The sequence below is a fragment of the Metabacillus sp. KUDC1714 genome (genome assembly GCF_014217835.1).
Lineage (GTDB): Bacteria > Bacillota > Bacilli > Bacillales > Bacillaceae > Metabacillus > Metabacillus rhizosphaerae.
Genome location: NZ_CP055263.1, coordinates 5,499,518 through 5,517,535 on the forward strand (window position 1 = coordinate 5,499,518; position 18,018 = coordinate 5,517,535).

At 34.1% G+C, this 18,018-nt stretch carries 20 protein-coding genes and 1 pseudogene; 7 read left to right on the top strand and 14 right to left on the bottom strand.

All coding sequences use genetic code 11. The features are described 5' to 3' along the window. The first annotated feature begins 127 nt into the window (after window positions 1–127). Window positions 128–319, top strand: a complete 192-nt coding sequence (locus tag HUW50_RS25320; RefSeq protein WP_185653481.1) for a hypothetical protein — start codon at window positions 128–130, stop codon at window positions 317–319. Between the two features lie 307 nt (window positions 320–626). Here HUW50_RS25320 and HUW50_RS25325 read toward each other — a convergent pair. The 3 genes and pseudogenes from HUW50_RS25325 to HUW50_RS25335 form a co-directional block, all read right to left on the bottom strand. Continuing rightward, window positions 627–1,185: pseudogene (locus tag HUW50_RS25325) on the bottom strand (shikimate kinase). 241 nt (window positions 1,186–1,426) lie between these two features. Further along, window positions 1,427–2,476 (bottom strand): aldose epimerase family protein, encoded by a 1,050-nt coding sequence (locus HUW50_RS25330; RefSeq protein ID WP_066334038.1) that lies wholly within the window; start codon window positions 2,474–2,476, stop codon window positions 1,427–1,429. 122 nt (window positions 2,477–2,598) lie between these two features. After that, the gene (locus HUW50_RS25335; RefSeq protein ID WP_066334042.1) at window positions 2,599–3,387 is read right to left on the bottom strand and encodes an alpha/beta fold hydrolase; all 789 of its coding nucleotides are present in this window, start codon (window positions 3,385–3,387) and stop codon (window positions 2,599–2,601) included. A gap of 421 nt (window positions 3,388–3,808) precedes the next feature. On the opposite strand from HUW50_RS25335, the gene HUW50_RS25340 reads away from it, so the two are divergent. Together HUW50_RS25340 and HUW50_RS25345 are read left to right on the top strand one after the other, a co-directional pair. Next, window positions 3,809–4,015: an alpha/beta-type small acid-soluble spore protein gene (locus HUW50_RS25340; RefSeq protein ID WP_066334046.1), complete on the top strand. Its 207-nt coding sequence runs from the start codon at window positions 3,809–3,811 to the stop codon at window positions 4,013–4,015. Between the two features lie 139 nt (window positions 4,016–4,154). Beyond that, window positions 4,155–4,337: a hypothetical protein gene (locus HUW50_RS25345; RefSeq protein WP_066334053.1), complete on the top strand. Its 183-nt coding sequence runs from the start codon at window positions 4,155–4,157 to the stop codon at window positions 4,335–4,337. A gap of 116 nt (window positions 4,338–4,453) precedes the next feature. Here the strand turns inward: HUW50_RS25345 and HUW50_RS25350 are convergent, their stop codons facing one another. The 10 genes from HUW50_RS25350 to HUW50_RS25395 form a co-directional block, all read right to left on the bottom strand. Beyond that, window positions 4,454–5,077, bottom strand: a complete 624-nt coding sequence (locus HUW50_RS25350) for a CAP domain-containing protein (protein WP_083964656.1) — start codon at window positions 5,075–5,077, stop codon at window positions 4,454–4,456. Between the two features lie 132 nt (window positions 5,078–5,209). Then, entirely contained in the window at window positions 5,210–5,362 is a 153-nt protein-coding gene (locus tag HUW50_RS25355) for a hypothetical protein (protein ID WP_157094414.1), read from the bottom strand. 18 nt (window positions 5,363–5,380) lie between these two features. Beyond that, window positions 5,381–5,539: a hypothetical protein gene (locus HUW50_RS25360; protein ID WP_157094415.1), complete on the bottom strand. Its 159-nt coding sequence runs from the start codon at window positions 5,537–5,539 to the stop codon at window positions 5,381–5,383. 14 nt (window positions 5,540–5,553) lie between these two features. Further along, window positions 5,554–6,315, bottom strand: coding sequence for a 2-amino-3,7-dideoxy-D-threo-hept-6-ulosonate synthase (locus HUW50_RS25365; RefSeq protein ID WP_066334055.1), 762 nt, complete (start codon window positions 6,313–6,315; stop codon window positions 5,554–5,556). Window positions 6,316–6,333: 18 nt separating this feature from the next. Next, window positions 6,334–7,440 (bottom strand): 3-dehydroquinate synthase II domain-containing protein, encoded by a 1,107-nt coding sequence (locus HUW50_RS25370; protein ID WP_066334057.1) that lies wholly within the window; start codon window positions 7,438–7,440, stop codon window positions 6,334–6,336. Between the two features lie 21 nt (window positions 7,441–7,461). Continuing rightward, entirely contained in the window at window positions 7,462–8,715 is a 1,254-nt protein-coding gene (locus HUW50_RS25375) for a phenylacetate--CoA ligase family protein (RefSeq protein WP_185653482.1), read from the bottom strand. 16 nt (window positions 8,716–8,731) lie between these two features. Then, a complete protein-coding gene (locus tag HUW50_RS25380) occupies window positions 8,732–9,484 on the bottom strand; it encodes an amidohydrolase family protein (protein WP_066334067.1) in 753 nt (250 codons plus the stop codon). A gap of 11 nt (window positions 9,485–9,495) precedes the next feature. Further along, window positions 9,496–10,830, bottom strand: coding sequence for a phenylacetate--CoA ligase family protein (locus tag HUW50_RS25385; RefSeq protein WP_066334077.1), 1,335 nt, complete (start codon window positions 10,828–10,830; stop codon window positions 9,496–9,498). Further along, window positions 10,827–12,977: a tetratricopeptide repeat protein gene (locus HUW50_RS25390; RefSeq protein WP_185653483.1), complete on the bottom strand. Its 2,151-nt coding sequence runs from the start codon at window positions 12,975–12,977 to the stop codon at window positions 10,827–10,829. Before HUW50_RS25390 ends, HUW50_RS25385 begins: the two co-directional genes overlap by 4 nt. A 2-nt stretch (window positions 12,978–12,979) precedes the next feature. Continuing rightward, entirely contained in the window at window positions 12,980–13,546 is a 567-nt protein-coding gene (locus tag HUW50_RS25395) for a tetratricopeptide repeat protein (RefSeq protein ID WP_185653484.1), read from the bottom strand. 320 nt (window positions 13,547–13,866) lie between these two features. Here HUW50_RS25395 and HUW50_RS25400 point away from each other — a divergent pair, with 320 nt between their 5' ends. The 4 genes from HUW50_RS25400 (at window position 13,867) to HUW50_RS25415 (ending at window position 16,802) form a co-directional block, all read left to right on the top strand. Further along, window positions 13,867–15,039: a DUF418 domain-containing protein gene (locus HUW50_RS25400; protein ID WP_185653485.1), complete on the top strand. Its 1,173-nt coding sequence runs from the start codon at window positions 13,867–13,869 to the stop codon at window positions 15,037–15,039. A gap of 114 nt (window positions 15,040–15,153) precedes the next feature. Further along, complete coding sequence (locus HUW50_RS25405) at window positions 15,154–15,333, top strand: H-type small acid-soluble spore protein (RefSeq protein ID WP_066334086.1); 180 nt, start codon at window positions 15,154–15,156, stop codon at window positions 15,331–15,333. A 244-nt stretch (window positions 15,334–15,577) separates the two neighbouring features. Next, window positions 15,578–15,787 (top strand): cold-inducible protein YdjO-related protein, encoded by a 210-nt coding sequence (locus tag HUW50_RS25410; protein WP_066334089.1) that lies wholly within the window; start codon window positions 15,578–15,580, stop codon window positions 15,785–15,787. A gap of 346 nt (window positions 15,788–16,133) precedes the next feature. Further along, window positions 16,134–16,802, top strand: coding sequence for a serine/threonine-protein kinase (locus HUW50_RS25415; protein ID WP_185653486.1), 669 nt, complete (start codon window positions 16,134–16,136; stop codon window positions 16,800–16,802). Between the two features lie 228 nt (window positions 16,803–17,030). On the opposite strand, the gene proC is transcribed toward HUW50_RS25415, so the two are convergent. Then, complete coding sequence (proC, locus tag HUW50_RS25420; protein ID WP_185653487.1) at window positions 17,031–17,834, bottom strand: pyrroline-5-carboxylate reductase; 804 nt, start codon at window positions 17,832–17,834, stop codon at window positions 17,031–17,033. Window positions 17,835–18,018 lie beyond the last annotated feature (184 nt).

An 18,018-nucleotide genomic window follows, 5' to 3' on the forward strand; every position in this document is an offset into this window, starting at 1 on the left:
GAGTAAATTATCGTTAATTATCTCCCTCTTCCCATTATGTTTTGAAAAAAACACTCATTTAACAAGATTTAAACTCCCATATAAGGTAAACCTAAAGAGGATTATATATAGAAATGGAGTGATAAGGTTGCCTAAAAAGTATCCTAAGTTTGTAAACAGTGAATATTTTGTTGATGAGCCTGGTAACTGGCACTTAAAAGAGGGTGCACCTAAAGAGCTTCAGAAGGAATTTGCAAATTATATGCAATCTCTAAATGTTATTCAAGATGAACCAGGGACAATTGATAGTATTCACGTGTCTTATCCATATGGGGATTAAGTTATATTTTAAAATTCTAAAGTAGGCTCTGTTACTTAGTTGGTGATAACCGCTTCAGCCTTTTCACACAACAAAGTGCAATAATCAACAGTGAGCTTTATATAGTAAAAAACGCTATTATTAAAAGTCAAGATATTTTGTTTAATCCCTTAATAACATTATATTTTAATTTAATCTCAGACATTTTTTTGGGGTAAATTCGTAAGGATAGATGAGCAGAATAAAATATGCTCTATTTATCCTTTTTTTGGAGATAAACCAAATAACAACTGCAAGCAGGAGTATCCATTCCATCTATTTAGTCCTACTATAATTGAAATTTTTCTTTAATCATTTTTGCAACGTCTTCTGCACTTAAATTAGTATTTTATTTTAATGTAGTTTTCCTTTGTTATTTCCCCATCTTTTGAATTTAATCTATGTTTTTCTAAACTGGTTTTTAATTCGTTTTCTGACCACTTTATATTTCTTTTTGTCGGCTTATGTTCAAGTCTGTGGGGACTTTTGTTACGATCTATTCTTTCTTCAATATCTGCTTCAAGTTCTACAAAGTGAACACTTCCACCTTTAGATTCAAAAATATTACAGATTTTATCAACATAATCCCAATCAGCTTGCTGGTCAAATGCCCATACATAAGTAAAAATCAAACCATATAAATTACTTTTAGAAACTTCTTCAAATATTTCTTGGCGAAATAAGTTAACCAATCTTTTTCCTACTTCAGATCCATAACTAAAAAAAGGAGTAACGAACTCAATTGTCATATGATTATGAAAAAGTTTCAGTTCAGTTATTTTTTCTAATTCATGTCCAACGGTCATTTTACCAACTGCCTGTGGTCCAAATATTAAAATAAATTTCATATATCCTCCTTAAAAAATAAACATTTATTAAAAAATAATTCTTTTTCAAACATACAAATTCCTTCTTCAACAAAACTGCACTACTTGAATAAGAAATAAATAAAAAAGTACACCACTATATAGATGTGATGTACTTAATTTTTATTTAATGTGTGACATTAAAGATAAACACTTACTCTGTTTATAAAAAGGTACATTCACCTATCCTTCATTTTACAGAGTATTAGAGCAGTTTTTTGTTTTAATCAGCTGTAGTAAATGTATACTTTGTTGTTGTTTTATACTTCTCTCCGACATCTAATATACACGGAGAAAATTCAGCATGATGAATTGAGTCTGGTAGCCCTTGAGTTTCTAAACATATTCCTAAATACTTTTTAGATTGTACATCTCGAATTTGAAAACTTTCATCCATCATATTTGACGTGTATATAACTACACTTGGTTCATCTGTTTCAACGATTAATTTTCTACCACTTTGTTCATCAAGCAATATAATCTCTTGATTATGATTTTCTTCTAGTACGAATGGATGGTCAATACCTTGACCTACTAATTTAACTTGATCATGATCTGCTGTGATGCCTTCTTGAATTGTTTTACCTTTTCTAAAGTCAAAAGGTGTATTTTCAGTATCAAGAAAAGCACCAGTTGGAATTAATTGCTCACTTAGTTCAAGGAATTGTTTGCTTTTTAATTTTAATTTATGGGATAAGATATCTGTTTTTACATCACCACTTAAATTAAAATATGTATGATTAGTCAAATTAACCAATGTTTTCTTATCAGTTGTAGCAGCGTATGAAATTAACAATTCATTTTGATTATTTAATAGATACGTTACCTTAACAGATAAATTACCTGGATAACCCGCTTCCCCATCCTTGCTTAAATATGAAAATTCCACACCTACCTCATTTTTACGTTCCACAATTTCGGCTTTCCAAAGCTTTCGATCGAAGCCTTCTGGTCCACCGTGTAAATGATTGTCGCTTTCATTTTTGGGCAAGGTATAGGTTTTTCCATCTAAATCAAAACTTCCACTACTAATTCTTCCTGCAACACGCCCAACGACTGCGCCAAAATATGGAGAATTTTCTATATAATTATTTACATCATCAAAGCCAAGAACGACATTTTCAAATTCTCCTGCTTTATTAGGAGTTAGCACCTCTGTAATAATACAACCAAGGGAAATACAAGTTACTTTCATACCCTGATTATTTTGAAGCGTAAATGAATATACTGGTTCTCCCTTATATTCTCCAAATTGTTTTCTTAAAATTTCCATGCTTCTCTCCTCCAGCTATAACGATTAGAATGTCTATATTTTTTTATTCCTCGGACTAGGAGCAAATAAAAAACTGCAATCTATATAATATTATTCATTTTTCTTTTATTTCCTGCTAAAATTTAAAGATTTTCTTTCATTGTGTCTAAGTTAAGAATATATTGGACAATTTCTTCATTTACTTGTTTCCATTTCTTTGTTGGTACTTGGTGATTGACATGTTTAAATAGGACAATGCGATAATCAGATGTTCTTTTTTTAAAGTAAGTATTGTATCGATTTATTGCATCTGACCTCGTTCCATCCATCCATAACAATGGTACGTTAATTTTATAAATATCTTCAATGATATTCATATGAAGGACCTCTTCATAATATCTATACCAAACACCTTGCTGTGATTTATTCATATGAGTAATAAGTAATTTTTTTAATTTATCATTTTTAGTATGACTCATTGCTAAAATATGTGTTAAAAGGTTTTTATGGTGATTAACCATATACATACCAAGCTTATGCTCCAATCTAAGAGAAGAATTTAATACAGCTGGATACCCTCCAAATAATATTAAGCCACCCACACGGTCTTGAAAATGAGAGCTAATATATTGTGCAATTGCACCACCTGCAGAATATCCACATAAAACTACTTTCTTTAATTTTAACTCATCAATAAGAGCAATTATTTCTTTGCTATAATATTCTATTGTTACTTCTTCACTAGTTATCTTCGAGCTATCTCCATGACCGGACAAATCTGGGAATATTACTCTCATGTCCCTGCTAAGATTTCGTTGATAATAGAAAACATGTCTTCCCATACCAGGTGGATGAATAAAGATAACAGGTATTCCTTCACCAATATCATCGTATGTTATATGCTTGCTTTTCTCTATAGTAACGCTTGCCACGATGTCAACTCCTAATAAATCATAATATTGATGCTATTATTCCACAACATTTTTCAGGTTAGCCAATAGATCCAAGAAAATGTCGTTCTTTCGTCTATCTTAAAATTGACTATATTTACCAGGTCAACGGAAGAATAATTCAATTTAAACGTGAGATATTATTATCAACAACATCACAAAGATTATTAGCTTATGAAAAGGCACTTGTTTAAACTTGGTTATTGACTTCCGCTGCAGACGTCCAAACAAAGTGCCAAAATCATCAGTGAACTTCAGAACCTTATAAAGGAAAATAGTATAAAAATTAATCGTTGAATCATAATAGTCCTAACTAATCACGGGTTAGCCTAGAAGGTTAAAAGCTTGGTGCAAATCCAACTTAACCCACCAAACAATTATTCATAAAGGAGATGGATTCAACATGGCAAGCAATGGTAATAACTCAAATCAACTAGTGGTACCTGGTGCTGCTCAGGCGATCGACCAAATGAAATATGAAATCGCGTCAGAATTTGGTGTAAACCTTGGTGGAGAAACAACATCTCGTGCAAATGGATCAGTTGGTGGAGAAATCACAAAACGTTTAGTTTCTTTTGCTCAATCACAAATGAGTGGCGGAGCAAGATAACAACTTCAATTTCATATAATTGGCAAAAAGGTACCTTAACTGGTACCTTTTTCATTTAAATTAAGGTCATGAAAAATAAGAAAAAGGTTATGATAGGGAAGAAACATAAACATAAAAGTTATCGGAGATGAAAGATGATATGGTAAACCAAAATTTTGATCAATTTATCAAGACTGAAGCAAAACATAAATCAGCTTATCTTGGTTCTGACCAACAACATTCACATGATAAAGCTAGACGTGAAGATGACATTAATACAAGGTCAGAAACAAATATGTCTGTCGGAGCAGTTGGTAGGGATGTTTTTAAAAGTAACAATTAAATCTAGTTTTAATAATCAGAAACATAGGGGTGACTAACACCACCCCTTGTTTTTCTAATTTAGATTAATGCTCTAGCATTCAGTACAACAAGCCAACACTACTACTGTTTTTATTATTATCTCGCCTTAATAAACATCTGAACCCATGCACCATGATAAAACCCAACACCAATTGTATCAAATTCTGGTTTTAATATGTTTGCTCTATGACCTGATGAGTTCATCCATGCATTCATCACTTCTTGTGGAGTTTTTTGGCCTTTTGCAATGTTTTCTCCAGCATAGGAATAGCTTATTCCAAATGTTTTTAACATATCAAATGGTGAACCATAGTTTGGACTTGTATGAGAAAAATAATTTGAATTGATCATATCTTCAGCTTTTTTCTGGGCAACATTTTTCACATCAGCGCGATGTGTAAGAGGTTTTAATCCAGCTTTTGCTCTTTGTTGATTAACTAATTGTACAACCTGTTCTTCAAATCCACTTGGACTTGATGCAGTTGCTTTTAAGCGAATAACTTCTCCTACGTGCATATTTCTTGGTTCAACTGTTGGATTTAATTCCATAAGTTTTCGATAATCTAGTCCGTAACGCTGTGCTATGTACCAAAAAGTATCTCCTGGTGACACTTTATAAAATTCAAATGGTGGTTCTTTAAAGGTCTTGATTTGACCATGAGAAACAGTAGGTAGTGCTGACATCAAAATGGTTGTAGCCAAAATTATTTTTTTTAGCATTGTATTTCCTCCACTAATAATTGTATTTTTTACCACCATCCTATTTTGGCTTATTTTACAATTTGAATGCATACTTTCTAAAATAAATTAAATAAAAAGAGGCTGAACAAATAAATGTTCAACCTCCAAACCTTATGGTCTTTGAATATTTAACGTATTTAACAATTCATTAACAGCTGCTTGGATGTCTTTAGACTGATTATTGCCGTCTAACGCAGTGTTTATTTGATCCTTAAACGTTTTGACAGCTTTCTTAACATTTTGTTTATTTTCTTTATTTGCCATCGTTTTTATTCATCCCTTTCAGTTGCTCTGATTTTTATCGATTGGAATGTTTAAACCTAGATCTTTAATCATGTCAAAAACAGCAGCTTGAATGTCTTCACCATTTGCTCCTTGTTGTTTTAATTTCTTTATTTTTTTAGCTAAATTTCCAATTCCTTGATTCATTTTATTATCCATATTCCACCTCGTGTTTATTGGTCTAAAATTGAACGAATGCTTTCACAAAGTTTTGTCGGGTTTTCAGCTTGAAAAATATTACGGCCTATTGAGATCCCGTTAGCACCAGCAGATACGGCATCGTCAATCATTGTTAACAAATCAGCATTTGAATTTAGTCGTTCACCACCAGCAATTAATACTGGAATTTTCACTCCAGTAACCACATCTTTAAATGACTCAGCTGATCCACTATAATTTACTTTTACAATATCTGCACCTAGCTCTTCTGCGACACGGGCTGCATGCCGAATACGATTTGGATCAAACTCATGTTCCTTCGAACCATCACGCACATACATCATCGCAAGTAATGGTAAACCCCATTTGTCACATTCTTCAGCAATTAAACCAACATCCCTTAACTGTTCTGCTTCAAACGGTGAACCTAAATTAACATGAGTCGAAATAGCTGTTGCCCCTAAACGAATCGAATGCTCAACAGAAGAAACGACTTCCTTACGATTTGCCTGTGCTTCAGGTGCTAGTGAAGTAGACGCAGATAAATGAATAATTAATTCACCTTTATTTGAACCAAGTGTATCCTTTAAATAACGAACAAGACCTTTATGAACGACTACTGCATCTGCACCACCTGCAAATACGGCTTTAACGGTTTCATTTATCTCAGCTAATCCTGTAACAGGACCAATTGTAATACCATGATCCAATGGGACAATTAATAACTTCTCAGAATGGTGGTATAGTTTCTTTAGACGTATTTCTTTTCCTGACATTAAGATTTCACCCTCCCTCTATTTTTCAATAATTGTTTCACTTACTTTAACCCCTACATGCCTTCCTGGTTCACATACATAGGCAAGTAACTCATCACCAGGTTGAATCGTTGACGCATTTCGAGGTTTTCCATCAGCACTCATAATCCGGATGTGCCAGTCATCTTGAACAATGACATTTAATTCGCGATCTCCAACATTTCCTTTTATCAATAACATTGGGCGTACCTCTGTTTTAATCCGACCAACTGTTAGAACTCGAGTTTCCCCCTTTGTATTAACACAAAGAACTTTATCTCCAGCTTTCAAATCACTTAAATACTCAGCAGCGTCTTCTGGCTGCCAAACATATGAGTGAACAGCACCAGCATTTACACGGAAAGGTCTTAAGTTCATATAAGGGAGATAATGTGTCTCAGAGCAAACAAATACTCCTCCACCAGATGTAGAACCAATGATCATCCCTTCATCTTGAGTCATGATTCCTGTTGTATCAATACATGCTCGAACTCCCATACCTGCATGCATTACTTCAGTGACGACCATTGGATGCAATTCTAAAATAGGCAAAGATTGCTTCGACATAAATGTAGTTAGTCGTTTAACCTCATCAATATCAGATGTAGTAAACAGAACACCATCACTACCCTTTTCTAGCGTTCCATAAGCAATCTCGGTATCAATCGCCGTGTTTACAGCACGTAATAAAATTGTGTTGCTTTCTTCTAATCTAGCAATAATTAATTCAAGTGGAATGTTTGTCGGTAGGTCAAAATCTACTGCAGCAAAGTCATAATTACTTGCTTCTCTTGAACATCGTTCTAACATTTCTCGATTATCTACTGAATAAAAAATACATGTTTTATAGCCTGATTTTTTAGCATTTGTTAAAATTTCTTGATCATCAGAAAACACAACATCACCTGTTGGCACCTGTTCAAGCTCTTCGTTCTCTGTTACTTCTGTAATAAAGGATATTTTTTGAGGAAAGTATCCATCCTGACGCTGTTTTAATGAAACCAATACTTTATCAATAGGAGAATGATTAATTAACTCCCATACATCCATATTTTCAACTGAAACTCCTCTACCGTCATACCAAACTTGTCTTGCTTTTTGTTGCATACAATAATTGCTCCTTCCAATTTAAAAAATTTTTATTTGTGTTAATAGGCTTTGTGTTTCTTTTTCAGTTAAATAATAGCGAGGCTTCGCCTTCATACCAAAGGATAAAGGATCCTTCCGATCATAAAGGGTTCCTTTTTCTAAAAGGAAGATAGAGAGGTCTATACCGTAGGCAGTTTTAAGTGAGTCAATATATTCCTTTGGCACCATATCATGCTCAGATTCTTGTTCGACAAATAGATAGAGGTGATTTTTCCAATTACCAACCGACCAAAATCGTCTTGCAGGTAATTTGGATATGATTTTTTCGACTTCATACAAATCAAATTGGACGGAATTTATTGTGATCATGTCATCTTTTCTTCCTCGAATAACAAATGAACAGCTAGCTCCACATAAACATTTGCTATGTTTAACCTGAACAATATCTCCTGTAGCATAGCGTATCATCGGGGTGGCTCGTTTTCGTAATGTAGTAACAACTAAGTTACCACATTCACCATCGTTTACTTCTGTTTGAAAGTCATCTTGTAAAACCTCAATGTGAAAGCAATCATCGAACAAATGCATCTGTTGGGAAGGACAATCAATCATTGCTGTTCCAATCTCTGTCATTCCATAATTATCAAATACTGGGACACCCCAAATGCCTTCTATTAAAGATCTTCTGTACGGTGTTAATGGTTCACCAGCTGTACAAATGGCCCTTAGGAATGGAAAGTCCGTTTTTGGGTTTAACCCCTGCATTTCCGCTACTTCTGCTAGCATAATTGCTTGTAAGGAAATACACGCAAGCACGGTTACATTTAAATTCCTTAATAAATTGATCACTTTTGGCATAGGTGTTACCGTTGTGCGACTATCTGCAGGTACGACACATCCTCTTTGTTTTTGCACAGTTCGATGCATAAAGTGTGAGATCGTTGAGAGAGCATATGGAAAACGGATGAGGACAATGTCTTCCTGGTTAAAATTAACACCACATGTCGCGATCCGGCTCGTAATTTCATCTAAATCTTTATCGCTATACCATACAGAAACGGGTTGGCCAGTTGTTCCAGATGATTCATGATACTGAGATAAAGATTCTGCCTGACTTGGCAAAAGTCCATAAGGTGATTGTGAACGCAAATCATTTTTGGTTGTAAAAGGAATGTGGGCTAAATCAGCAAGTGACTTTATTGGTAGCTGTGGAATACGATTTGAATAATAATTGGACGTTTTGGCGTAAGCAAGCACTTCGTTTAATGCTGCCATCTTCTTATGTGTGTCCATGTAAACACACCCTTTATTACATCTGTAGAAGATGTTTAATATTTTTACTTAAAACTTGTTCACGTTCATTGTCGGTTATTTGCAATCTTAAAATTTTTTCTAACTCAATTGCAGGGTGTGAAAGAGGGTATTCTGAGCCGAAAATCACCTTTGAAGTGCCAAGCTTCTTTACAGTTTCCTGAATATGAAGATAGTTACCTGTGGATGTTTCCAAATAGAAGTTAGGAAGTGTTCTTGCAGCCTCAACAGCTTCTTGATCAGCTGGACCAAAACCCATATGACCTATGATAAAATTGGTTTTTGGAAATTGCTTTGCTAGCTGAACAAATTTAGCTGTTGACGCACCAGGGCTGTATACGACATGAGAATAAACAGGGAAACCGTACTCACCACAAAGGGAGGCTAAGGAAGTAACACCTTTTGATGCAAATGAAAATTGATGAGATAAAGGAGAGAGCTTAAGTCCTTTAAATCCAAGCTTGAGACCATTTTCTAATTGTTCACTCACATCTTTATCATGTGGGTTAATACAAATAAACCCTTGGATGTTTTTATTCGTTTTAATTGCATTTTCAACGTAATGATTATCAGGGACTGGATTATCTGGTTTGGATTTACCTGTAATATAATCCGTCATTTTTCGAACATCTAGCATAGCTCCTGGAACCGCTACACCTTGATCAATCCCTGCTTCTTTTATTAGCTTTATATACGTTTCTGTGTTTCCATACTCTGTGTCTGATAAATGCGTATGTGCATCAATAATCAATATCTTCACCTCTATTCATAAACAACTCTGACTGTCTTTCCTTGTGGACGTGGTAGCTTTTCAACAAATTCAAAAACAAATGGAATGCCTGATGCGAATTCCATTCTACTAGCTAAGGAATCTGCTAAATGCTCTGAGGGCTCAACAGTTTCTGCAAGCTCACAACGTACGTTAATAACGTCATTGTCTCCTTCTTTTTTCAAAACAAATTCAAACCAGTTTCCGATTTCAGGCTCACGCATTAAAAATTCTTCAAGGTAAAAAGGTGATAAAGATGTGCCATTGTAGCGAATTTGGTCAACAACTCTTCCTCGCAAATAAAACTTTGGCATAGTTACCCCACATGAACAAGATTCCGATTCAATATATCCTAGATCACCAGTACGGAAACGTAAAATCGGTGTATCGTAGCGAAGCGCACTTGTTACAACAATTTCTCCAATTTCACCTTCATCTAGTGATTCTCCAGTTTTGGGATCAACAATTTCAACAATTGCATGTGCTTGTGCTAAATGGTATCCATCATGTGCATCACATTCAATACCTAATACACCACATTCAAGACTTCCATAAAAGAAGTTAGCGGTCACCCCCCATAATTCTTCAAGGCGTTGACGAAAAGAAGGAGAACAGCCTTCACCAGTAATCCATAATTTCTTTAACTGTAGCGTTTTTAAATCGAAGTTTTGTTCACTCGCTTCCTCTGCCAAAAGCATTGCCCATGATGGAGTGGTAATCACAATGTTTGGCGTTAAATCGCGAATCATTTTTAATGTTTTCTTAGCGGTTGAATACGCTCCACCCTTCCCTGCTGGGATGACAGTTGCTTCACAGCCTTCCATAAATGTTTTATGAAATGCTAAACCCGCTGCACTCATTTCATATGGAAGTGCATTTAAACAAACATCGCCAGGATCTACTGGAAATAATTCAGGATATCTCGGGGCTAGATCATGCAAGTAGTAGTCATTCCACGTATACATCATATAAATTTCTTCTCCACCTGTGGTGCCAGTTGATACTTGAACAAGTGCAATTTCCTGTTTGTCACATGTTAAAAGAAGATATGGTTTTCCTCGAAGCTCATCTTTAGTTAAGAAAGGTAATTTACTTAAGTCACTTATTTGTTGAATATCAGTCGGTTTCACATTAACCTCATCAAGCTTTTTCCGGTAAAAACCATTTTTTTCATATGCCTTTAGAACAATTTGTTTAAGTGATTCAAGATGATATTGTTCTATCTGTTGTGCTGACATTTTATCTGGATGGAGGGTCCCATCAAAGAATTTGGTAATGGTTAAAGGCATACTCACTTTTTTTAGTTTTTTTTCAAACAACGAACTCATTCTTTATTAACCCCCTGACTTACTAGTCGTTGCGCATATTTAGATTCAGGAGCCACTTTTAAGAGTGTTATAAATGTTTTTTCAGCATTATCTAGGAAACTCGTTTTTTTATATAATTGTCCTAAATCAAATAAAAGCTTTACATATTGCTCATGTGAAATTCGCGGTTTTTCACGATTACTTTCATATGCAGATTTTACAGCCTTAAGGTCTTTTATTGCTTTATCACTTGAATGGAAGAAGCCCTCTGGTAAGGCATGATAGATTGAACCTCTTAAATATAATAATTCAGGATTATCTGTCTTAATTGATGTTTTTAAAATCTTTAATGCTTTAATCGTTTCTCCGAACATTTCTTGGGGGTCACTTGCATGCTTGCCCATTAAAGCAGCTGATGCCGCGTAATACGTGTTCGCAACTTCACAATTTGGATATGCTTTCAGCGCTTTTTCCCAAGCTTCTAAGCTTTGCTTTGCAGCTTTTTTGCTCCCTTTTGCACCTAGATAATGAAGTTCTTTCGCCATGTTATAAAATTGATCTTTATTTGATGTTGAATATTTAGAAAGATTTATCTCTTGAAAAGCATACACTTCTCTCTTGTCATACACTTTTTGCTGCATTACCTCACTTAAACTAGTTTTAGTTTTTAATAACCTGTTCCATGTTTCATTTGCTTCCGCTATCATTTCAAGCCTTTCATAGGCACAACCTAGGTCAAATAAAAGCTGGTGATAGGTTTCCTCTGTTAAATAGGTAGGATCATTCTCATATTCTTTTAAGAGGAACTCAATATCACTTACAGCTGTAGCTGCACGTCTAAAAAAGTTTTCTGGTAAACGTAAACTGTGATTTGCACGGACAAGTCGGAGATCACGATTAGAAGGGTATTCATTTACAAGACTATCCATAGCTTTCAATGATTTTATCGCACTGCCAAACATATCATACGTGTTTATCGAATCTCTTCCTTGCATTGACTGCACATCTAAGTAAGCCATTTCAACCTCAGGTGCAGAATTCGTTAATACAAAGTTTTCAAAGAATTCGATTGCCTCTTGCACTTCAACTGAACTACCATTTAATGCTCTTTCATAGATATTAATGGCTTCATCAGTTAGTCCTTTACCCTTGCTGTTTTTTTTTGCCTTTGTTGAAGATTTAGATGAAGATTGTTTACTAGATGTTGAGTTTCCTTTTACCTTACCTTCACCATTTACAGTTTTCGATTTATTTTGAAACATGCTTGCTTTTTCAAGTTGATTCGATCGTTTGCATGCCTCAATTACATTTTTTAAAACTTCGTTATATTCACTTTCAGTAAGAATGGAAGAGTCTTTTTCATAAGCCTGGACTAAAAATGAAAAATCTTCAATTGCAGTACTAGTTCGTTGAAAATACATTTCAGGTAATCGAAAAGAAACATTTCCTCTTAACAGTCTAGCAATTACTAGATTTGGAGCTGATTCAACTACTGCATCTAACAGCTTCAAGCCTTCTAATGCATACTTCATTTTATCTGTTACACTATTTGCATCTCTTCCAAGTAAAGTAGTAGCACTGCCTAAATAAGCTTGGATTTCTAAATTATTTTTATCTTGCTTTGCTAAATCTTTTAATGAGTTATATGCACTTTTAACTGCTTGCTTGTTTCCCATTATCCCCTCATTGTGTAATTCAATAGCTGCATTTAATGGCTCATTTTGTGGAATTGAAACTTTACTTGACACTTGTGATTGCTCTTTGTTTACGTTCTTTTCTCTTGTTTGATTAGAATAAGACCCATTGACCTTAGATTTGTTGCTTTTATTTGAGTTCTCTGTTTTGATGGAATTGTTTTGATTACTGAAAGATTGGTCTTGATCTTGAACTAATATATCTACAAGTTCATCTACTAATGCTTCTAATGATAACTGAATTTGTGCTGGTATTGATTCTGGGCTAGGAATTTGAACAGGTTCATCCACTACTTCATCTACTAGTTGTTGTACCCGTTCATGTACTAGTTCTTTTACAGGCTCTAGTACTGCTGCTACTTCTTGTTTTGGTTCTATTTCTCTTAAAACATTTTCTGGTCTAATATACGGGTTTGATTTTATTAAAGTTGAAATTAAATTTTGTCGGTACTGTGTTCTAACCTTTTTTCCCACATTTATTCACCCCCTGTTTTCTTTGCTTCAGCAACAAGCTTTTTATACTTGCTATTATTTAAACTTAATAGTTTATTCCAAGTTTCTTCAGCACGTATGGAGTCGCCTACTGTATGGTAAGCCTTACCTAGTTTTAGTAAAATTTCATGATATTGATCTTTCGTGATATCTCGATTATTATTTTCAAAAGCTTTGATTAAATAATTAAAATCTTCTATGGCAGTTTTTGTACGTTTAAAGTAGACTTCAGGTAATCGTAATGCTACGTTTCCTCGTAATAGACGAATTTCTACATTATCTTCATCTAATTTAATTGCTTGATCAAGAGCTTTTATTCCTCTTTTACCATAGTTTGATTTTTCATTTATATCGGAATGGTCCCTTGCGATTAAAGCTGATGAGCTTCCGAAGTAAGCTTCTACTAATGGATGATTATTTACCTGGAGCTTAATGTTTTTCAAGCTTTCATATGCCTTTTGTGCTGCTTGCTTATCACCATTAATACCTTTTTTGTGAAGAGTAATGGCTTTTTCAAAATCTTTCTTCCAGTCATTTTTTCCATTTGCCAAATTCTTGCACCTCCTTTGTTAATTTCACAATTAAAAGTCGTGCACTACAAGTTTTTTTACACTTTGTAGTTTTTAAATACATTTACACTTTATGTTGTAGGAATGGTATGGTGATAGACTATAATGGAAAAGTATAATTTTGATGATAGAATCCAATTAGGAAGCGCTTTCAAACTATTGATAGTCATTGTTTAAATGACTTTGTGTAGTCTATTAACCCTTTTATTATAAACTTAAGTAAAATGTGTGACCTAGTTGAAAGACTAATAGACTTAGTGAGAAATGAGCAATTTAAAGTTTGAGGAAGGTGGTTTATCTATATGACTGATAAAAGTAGTAGGATTTTGTTATTGGATATTATACGAGGTGTTGCCCTTCTAGGTATATTGCTTGTCAATATGCGAACCTTTCATTCACCAGATTTTTTGAAGAATTATTATGGGATCACTACCACCTATCATGGTGCTGACCATTTTCTATCACTATTTTACCAGTTGTTTATTCAAATGAAATTTTATCCAATATTCGCTTTTCTTTTTGGATTAGGCTTCTATTTATTCATCATGAAAACAAATGGTCTATCCCTATTCATTAAAAGAATGATCTTTTTACTAATGATAGGTCTTATTCATCTTATTTTTCTTTGGTACGGAGATATTTTGCACCTTTATGCGGTAACGGGCCTTTTACTTTTATTTTTTCATAAGCTTTCAAGCAAAAAAATCCTTTACTGGTCCTTTGCTTTCCTAACTTTATATCATGTATTACTTGGTGCAAGTGTATTCTTACCTACTGATTCTGGTTTCGATCAACATCTTATTATGAAAAAGATAGATACATACTCAATAATTTATGAGGACGCTACTTATAAAGAATGGCTTTTTTATAGAATTAAGATAGAGGTAATACCAATTCTCACACAGCTACCAATAGCAATGGTCCCAATTTTAGGTATGTTTTTATTAGGGTTGTATGCGGGAAAGCAGAAGTTATTTGTTTATAATGATTCAAATCGATTACAAATTAAGACATTGTGTAAATGGAGTTTTCTTATGAGTTTACCGATTATTTTTGCTAATGGATTGATTTTGTCGGATTTAAATATAAGTCCTGTTTGGGAAGCACTTACCCATTTCCTTACAAGTCTCAGCGGGATAACACTTTGCATTTTTTATATGAGTTCGCTCTATTTGCTTATAGAACATACAACTTTCAAGAAACGTTTTATACCCTTTAGCTATGTAGGACGTATGGCTTTAACAAATTATTTACTTCAAACAATTGTTTCGCTTTGTTTTTTCCGCGTTTTTCATCTATATGAAAAAATCAACTTAGTTGAGGGAACATTTTTCAGTTTTTTGTTATTTTCTTCTCAAGTACTGTTTAGCTACTTCTGGCTTACATATTTTCAAATTGGACCCGTTGAGTGGCTTTGGCGTTCATTTACTTATGGAAAATTCGTCCCTTTTAAAAAGGTTAAACAAAGATCATAATTATAGTAATATCCACTTAATTAACAAAATGTAGTTAATTGAATGCCTGTTTGCAGGATAAAAAACCTATTTTATGTAAAAAATAAAATGATAATTTAATTAGGAGGTTTTTTAATGGATATGAATCGGGTTAGACAAATTCTCTCTTCTCCAGCTGATATTAAAGTAATGTACAATGGAAGTTCGATATGGATTGATGAATTGCACGAAGATCAAGAAATGGTTACATGCCATTTAAGAGGACCACTTGAGGAAAGAACACAAGTAGCAGTATCAGAGTTGATTGAAGAGTAATACGGAATATATAGCTTAAACAAAAGGGTTTGACTCTTTTGTTTTTTTCATTAAACAGTACTTATCACTTATTCCAACAATATTCATGAAATTCATATTCAAAACTCCTTTTTTAAATGAATAGAGATATTGTATATTGAATAATGGAAAATTGGAAAGAATTTGTTACGTATAATACATATTGTTAAGAAAAATGTGTATAATGTATGTAGTACTAAATCTCCTTACTAAAGGATGTGTTTAAATGAGATTTCAACAGCAAGTTGAAAAACCACCAGAGGTAACATTAAAGATATGGACTTGTGCCTCAGAAGACTGTAATGGTTGGATGAGAGACAATTTTAAATCTGACGAAAAACCAAATTGTCCACTTTGTGGACACACTATGGTTGAAGATGAACGTACATTACCTGTTTTAGAAAATTTTTCTGCAGTTAGCTTAAAAAAAGAATAATCAGATAAACATCAAAGAACAAATGCGTAAGCGCCTCGTTCAGCCTAGAGCAAATAAAACGATATAGAATAGAAGGTGCTCTTTGCCTTCATTCTAAATTGGCTAGGCGCTGGATGTCGAAGCGCTTATCCAAAGTTCAAGAATTTTATTATTTCCTAAACAAAAATAAAATCCCATGTTTAAACATGGGATTTTATTTTGCTTTCTTCTTTGGAACCAATTTGTTTTATGACAATTAATTGGTATAATTTCTGAATGAATTATTCTTAATCTTATTATGATTATATACAAACTTCAATAACTAGTGAGAGACATTTCACATAAGTTATGTAACTCGAGGTGTAAAATGTCTTGGATAAAATTTGAATTGGTAAATAACATTCAAATTATTAGCATAGATCCGTACGATCCTGTAATCGTAACGAACATCCCTAAAGGATGGAATCTGCTTGGAAAAGGAAATTTTGCTGCCGTTTTTACTCATGCATCACTTGATGGAAAAGTTGTTAAGGTCTATGCGGAAAATCGTGACGGAATAAAAGAAGAAATACAAGTTTACAAAAAACTAGGTGATCATCATTCATATTCAAAGCTTGATGAATATGGTGAACGTTATCTCGTGCTTAAAAAGTTAGACGGTATAACATTGTTTCAGGCATTTAGGGATGGTGTTTATGTACCTAAGACTGTAATTGAGGATATTGACAATGCTATAGAGCACGCTAAACAAAGAGGGTTAAACCCTACCGATATACACGGGAAAAATATTATTATGAATGATGGGAAAGGGTATATCGTTGATGTGTCAGATTTCCTAAAGTCATACACCTGCCCGAAATGGAAGCATTTCAAAAAAATGTACTTCCTTTTTTATATTCCTTTATTTAAAAAAATGCATTTCGCTCTACCATTTTGGTTATTAGAAAGAATAAGAAAAGCCTATCAGTATTATTTACTTTTAAGCGGATTTAGAAGAAAACAAGAATCAGCTGATGAAAATGATTTTAGTCATTAATGATAAATTCCAGAAAAAATGCTGACTCATTATTACAATGAGTCAGCATTTTTGATCGTTTTGGAAATTATATAATTCTTGAACTGTGGATAAGCTCACGACATCCAGCTCCAGCGCCTAGCCCCTCTAGGGTCTAGCTAATTTAGAATTGAAGACAAAGAACGCCTTCTATTCTAAATCATCTTATTTGCCTGAGGCTGATCAAGGCGCTTGCACTTTTGTTGTTCTTCAATTGTTACCCTTTGCTTTTTTGTTAGTAGCAACAATTGCCTCTTGGATAAGGTGTTGAAAGCCACCATTACTAAGTATCTTAAGGCCTTCTGCGGTTGCACCACCTGGAGTTGTTACTTGCTCCCTAAGGTCCTCAGGTGATTTTCCAGCTTTCAACATTTCTGCAGAACCAATTACCATTTCAGTAACTAATTTCTGTGAAGTCTCTTTCGTGACTCCTAATTTTTCCGTCATATCAATAAGTGATTCAACAAAGAGGTACAAAAATGCTGGTGCACTACCTGTAACAGCTGTTAAATTGTGAATGTCCTGTTCTGTACAAAGTTGTGCTTTTCCAACGGAATTTACAAGTAGTGACATTTGTGTTTTATGTCTTTCTGTAACAGCCTTACCATATGTATAGAGTGAAATCGAATGCCCTACCTCAGCTGCTGTATTCGGCATAATCCACCCAACTGCACTATTAGAAGGCAGCCTAGCTTCTAAAAAAGACGGACCAATTCCTGCAGCAATAGTTACGATAAATTGATTATCAACATAATTTTTCAACTGTTCTAAAATGGTTTCATGTTGTTCAGGTGGCATAGCGAGTACTATAACATCTACATCTTGGATTGCTTCACTCCAGTGTTGTACTTTGATAACACCAAATTTTGCAGCAAGGATTTGTAACCTTTTTGAATTCGACCGATTTGATACATATACTTTTTCTATTTGATCGCGACTCGTTTTATGTAACCCTGCAATTATAGCTTCAGCCATTCTTCCTGCTCCAATAAATAATATAGAAGGATTTTTCATAACAGCCTCTTTTCTAAGAAAAATATTGTCTACCCTATTAACATTCCAGCAAAATAAAAAAAGACGTCTAAAAGACGTCTTTTTTGCGTATTGAGGCGATAGACTGCACGCCACATCGTGCATTTAGCCAGTTGGCATGTCTGTCGACTTACACAATTCAGCTCATCGCTTTATTACTATAACA